This window comes from Acidobacteriota bacterium, from assembly GCA_039030395.1.
Taxonomy (GTDB): Bacteria; Acidobacteriota; Thermoanaerobaculia; order Multivoradales; family JBCCEF01; genus JBCCEF01.
On record JBCCEF010000018.1, the window covers coordinates 1 to 4,558 of the forward strand.

The 4,558-nt window shown below is 65.6% G+C and carries 3 protein-coding genes; 1 reads left to right on the plus strand and 2 read right to left on the minus strand.

Annotated elements, in window-relative coordinates:
• The first annotated feature begins 311 nt into the window (after positions 1–311).
• Entirely contained in the window at positions 312–629 is a 318-nt protein-coding gene (locus AAF481_15450; GenBank protein MEM7482571.1) for a hypothetical protein, read from the plus strand.
• A 19-nt stretch (positions 630–648) separates the two neighbouring features.
• Here AAF481_15450 and AAF481_15455 read toward each other — a convergent pair whose 3' ends face one another.
• Together AAF481_15455 and AAF481_15460 are read right to left on the minus strand one after the other, a co-directional pair.
• Positions 649–1,950, minus strand: coding sequence for a PQQ-dependent sugar dehydrogenase (locus tag AAF481_15455; protein MEM7482572.1), 1,302 nt, complete (start codon positions 1,948–1,950; stop codon positions 649–651).
• Between the two features lie 172 nt (positions 1,951–2,122).
• Positions 2,123–4,543, minus strand: a complete 2,421-nt coding sequence (locus tag AAF481_15460; protein ID MEM7482573.1) for an ABC transporter permease — start codon at positions 4,541–4,543, stop codon at positions 2,123–2,125.
• Positions 4,544–4,558 lie beyond the last annotated feature (15 nt).

A 4,558-nucleotide genomic window follows, 5' to 3' on the forward strand; every position in this document is an offset into this window, starting at 1 on the left:
CAACCACAAGAGACTTCTCGAACCCATCGGCTACCTGCCGCCTGTCGAACACGAGGCAAACTACTACCGAAAACAGCAACACCAGCCCGTCGCTGCGGGACTCAACTAACTCAGCCTCCGAAAGACCCGGGGCGATTCAGTGCTGCTGGAGGAAATGCTTGAGAATGGGTTGGGAGAGGATGACGAACCCAACTTCAGGGGCTTGGTAATGGATGAGTTGATCGGAAAGTTGAATCTAGTGTAGCAACACCAACGTGCTGTCCCTGCCAAGACATACCCTCATTATGCGGGGCCAGGAGAATGTCAAACCATTGATTGGCAAGGATTTGAGCGGTGCAACCGGGCTCGGCTTCGTCGAGCCCGGCTACCTTTTGAATCATGACAACGGCATGCTCGCCGCCATCGTCTACCCGTATGACAGTGGCGTGGTCTTCACTCAGGACCGCGTCCCCCACCGCATGGGCCGCCCGGGCTCTGTGGGCCTCTCCGGCCACACGGCGCTCACCTTTGGGACCGGCGCCAACGCCATCGCCAATCTCGTCTATCAGTGCGACGGTGCCTGTGACTTCGACGCTAGGGTACTCCGCACTCGGGACGTCGTGGGCGGATCGAACGATACCTTGACCTGACATTCCCAGCCCTTCACCGCTACGGAACGGCGCTGCTCCAGGCCGATACGGTGCCGCTCTCGAAGCCGTCCCGGAAGATCAGGTCGGCGGCGGCGGTGGGGTCGACGATGCGTAGCAGGGTCGACCCTCCGGCTAAGTAGAGTTCGCCGGTGTCCGATTCGCCGAATCCGGTGTAGTTGAATCCCGGCAGGGTCTCCACCAGTTCCGCCGTCCAGGAACCGCCGGATTCGGTGCCCGCCCAGAGCTTGCCGGTGCACCAATCCTTGTAGAAGTAGACGCCGCGCAAATCCGGGAAGTCCGTTCCACGGTAGCGGTATCCGCCGATGATCGAGCAGTTGTTGTCCGGCGGAGCGCCGTGGGCCAATTCGAGAATGGGTAGATCGAACACCGGATTCCCGCCGCAGCCGGGCGCCGTGGAATCGAAAACCTGGTCTCCCTCGAAGCAAGGCCAGCCGAAGTTGGTCCCCGCATCGGCCGCCGGCGCGAAGTTGACTTCCTCGAAGCCCCCCTCCCCCACATCGCCGATGAAGAGATCGCCGGTTTGGCGATCGAAGGAGAAACGCCATGGATTGCGCAGCCCCATGGACCAGATCTCCTCCGCCGCACCGGCCACGCCGATCAGCGGATTGCCTGCCGGAATGCTGTAGTTCCGCGCCGCATCGGCGGGAAAATCATCGCCGTCGACATCGATCCGCAGCAGCTTTCCGAGCAGGGTCGAGTCGTCTTGCCCGTTGGCCCAGTCGAAACCTCCGTCCCCGGAGCTGATCATCAGGTACCCGTCCGGCCCGAAGTGCAGATCGCCCCCATTGTGGTTGCTCGCCGGCTGCACGAAGGACAGGACCGGCCGTGCCGAGGCGGGATCCGCTACGTCGGGATCGGCAGCCGACACCGAGTAGCGCACGATCTGGGTGTCGCCGCCGAGGTTCGTGTAGTTGACGTAGAAGTAGCCGTTGGAGCCGTAGGACGGGTGGAAGGCCAGCCCCAGCAGGCCCTGTTCCCCACCGCTCAGGACCAAGGATTCAATGTCCAGGAAGGGCGTCGACAGGACCTCCGTGCCGTCCCAGATGCGAATAACCCCGTCGAGCTGCAGGATGAACAGGCGCCCGGACCCGTCGCCGGCGTGGGTCACCCCGATGGCTCCGTCGAAGCCACCTTGGGCCGCCACCTCCGTCGCCGCGGAGATCTGAGCCTCTGCTCCGAGCCCGGCGAAGGTCAGCAGTAAGGCGGCGGCGAGCATCCAGCCGATCCGCCCGCCGGCCTTCTCCTCGGTCGAACTTCTTCTCGCCACACAGTTTCCCCGATACACCCGATAGCGCGCCATGGATCTCTCCTCAAGATTCAGCCGGATCTCGCTGCAGCCCCTGGTCGAAGGACCGAGATGGGAACGGGAAGCCTAGCATTCGGCTCCGTCGGAAAACCGGTGCGTCCTTCAGAAGATCCGGGCGCCTGCCGCCCGACGGTTCTACCCGACGGGCGGCGGCACCGGGCGGCCCTCAATCTCGCAAGGCGATCACCGGATCCACCGCCGAGGCCCGGCGGGCGGGGATGAGGATCGCCGCCAGGGCGACAGTGACGAGGGCCAGGGCGGTGAGGACAATGGTCGCCGCGTCGGAGGCTCCGACTTCGAACAACAGGCTTTCGAGCAGGCGGCCGGCGAGCAGGGAGACGACGATCCCCAGCACAATCCCCAGGGCCACCGGGATCAGGCTGCGCTGGAGGACCCAGCGCAGCACCCCGCCGGCCGAGGAGCCCAGGGCCATGCGCACCCCGATCTCCTGTTTGCGCTGGGACACGCCGTAGCTCACCACTCCGTAGATGCCGATCGCTCCGAGGAGAAAAGCCAGCAGGGCGAAGGCCAGCAGAATGATCAGCACGAACCGCTGGCGGCCGACGGAATCGGCGACGAAGCGATCGAGGGTGACGTTGCGGGTCACCGGCTGGTCCGGATCGACTTCCCAGATGGCCGAGCGGACGGCTGACGGCAGGGTGTCGACGCGACCCGGCTCCCCCCACACGACAATCTGCAGGTAGGGCAACGGGTAAGCCATCTGCGGATGCGGTTTATAGAAGCCCGGACGCGGATCGAGCTCCATGCCGGACTCGCGCACATCGCCCACCACCCCGACCACTTCGGCGAAGGGTCCCGCCGGCCCGGCGGTGCTGATGCGCTTGCCGACGGCGCTCTCCGCCGGCCACACCAGTTGCGCCAGGGTTTCGTTGACGATCATCACCGGCGGTGAGTCGACCCGATCGCGGTCGCTGAACAGGCGACCGCTTTTGAGCGGCACGCCGAGGGCTTCGAAGGTACCGGGGGTGGCGAGATCGAAGGCCGCCGTGGGCACGTCCGCCGGATCCGGCGTCGGTCGCCCCTCGACGAAGTACTGCAGTTCGAGGCCCCCGAGGTTGAGCGGCCGGGTGGTCAGCCCGCCGGCCTCTTTGACGCCGGGAATCGCCCGCACCCGTTCGAGGGCGCGGCGGTAGAACTCAGCGATGGCCTCGCGATCCGGATACTTGGCGGAGGGCACCGAAACGCTCATCATCACCCGGTCTTGCGACTGGAATCCCGGATCCTTGGACTGCAGCTTGTAGAAGCTCTTCGCCACCAGGCCGCCGGCTACCAGCAGCACCATCAGGAGCGCCGTCTGGGCCACCACCAGGGCGTTGCGGAAGCGATTGTGGCGAACCGAACCGGCGCTGCGGGCGCCGCCTTCCTGGAGCGCCGGCACCAGGGCGAAGCGCGCTCCCTTCAAGGCCGGCAGCAGGCCGACGAGCAGCGCCGACAGCAGCGTGGCGCCGAGGGTAAAGAGCAGCACCGGGCCATCGATGCCCACTTCTTCGAAGCGCAGGATGGTGCGCGGGCTGAAGCGCACCATGATCTTGAGCACCCAGGTGGACAGCAGCAGGCCCAGGGCTCCGCCGGCCGCCGTCAACACCAGGGTTTCGGTCATCATCTGGCGGGCCAGGGTCCGGCGATCCGCTCCCAGGGCCATGCGCAAGGCCATCTCCCGCTGGCGGCCGGTGCTCCGTGCCAACACTAGGTTGACGAGGTTGGCACAGGCGATCAACAGCACCACGGCGACCGCCGCCAACAGGAAGTAGAGGTTTTTCTTCACCGGTCCGAGGCTGTCCTCGATCAGCAGCGACATGCCGGCCTTCCAGCCTTTGTTGGCGGCAGGGTACTCCTGGGCCAGGCGCTCGGACACCCGGTCCATGTCCTGACGGGCCTGCTCCAGGCTCACGCCGTCGTTGAGCCGCGCCAAGATCCGGAAGAGCCGCGTGGCGCGCTCCGTCGGTGTCATTTCATACTCGGTGATGACGCGCGGCACGAAAAGCTGAGGATCCGACAGATAGGGAATGCGAGCCGATTCGGGCATCACGCCGACCACTTCGAAGGTGTCGGCATTCAGCGGAATGGTCTGCCCGACGATGGCCGGATCGCCGCCGAAACGTCCCTGCCACAGCTCATGGCTGATCACCACCACCCGCTCCCTTCCGGCCTGTTCCTCCTCCGCCCGGAATCCCCGGCCCTCCACCGGCTGCGCGCCGAGGGCATCGAAGAACTCGTGCGACACCTTCATGGCCAGGAGCAGCTCCGGCTCGTCGCCGCCGGTGAGGGTGAGGGTCACCGGATCGACCAGCGCCATGGACTCAAAGGACCGATTCATCTCCTGCCAGTCGCGGAAGTTGGGCGGTGAGACGGTCCACGGCCGACCGTCTTTCTCCTCCCACAGCACGACGATCTCGTCCGGATCGTCGTAGGGCAGAGGCCGCAGCACCACCGCGTTGACCACGCTGAAGATCGCCGCGTTGGCGCCGATCCCCAGGGCCAGGGTCAGGATGGCGATGCCGGCGAAGGCGGGGTTCTTGAGGAGGCCCCGGAGGGCGTGCTTCAAGTCTCGAATCAACGATTCCATGATGTCTTCCTTTCG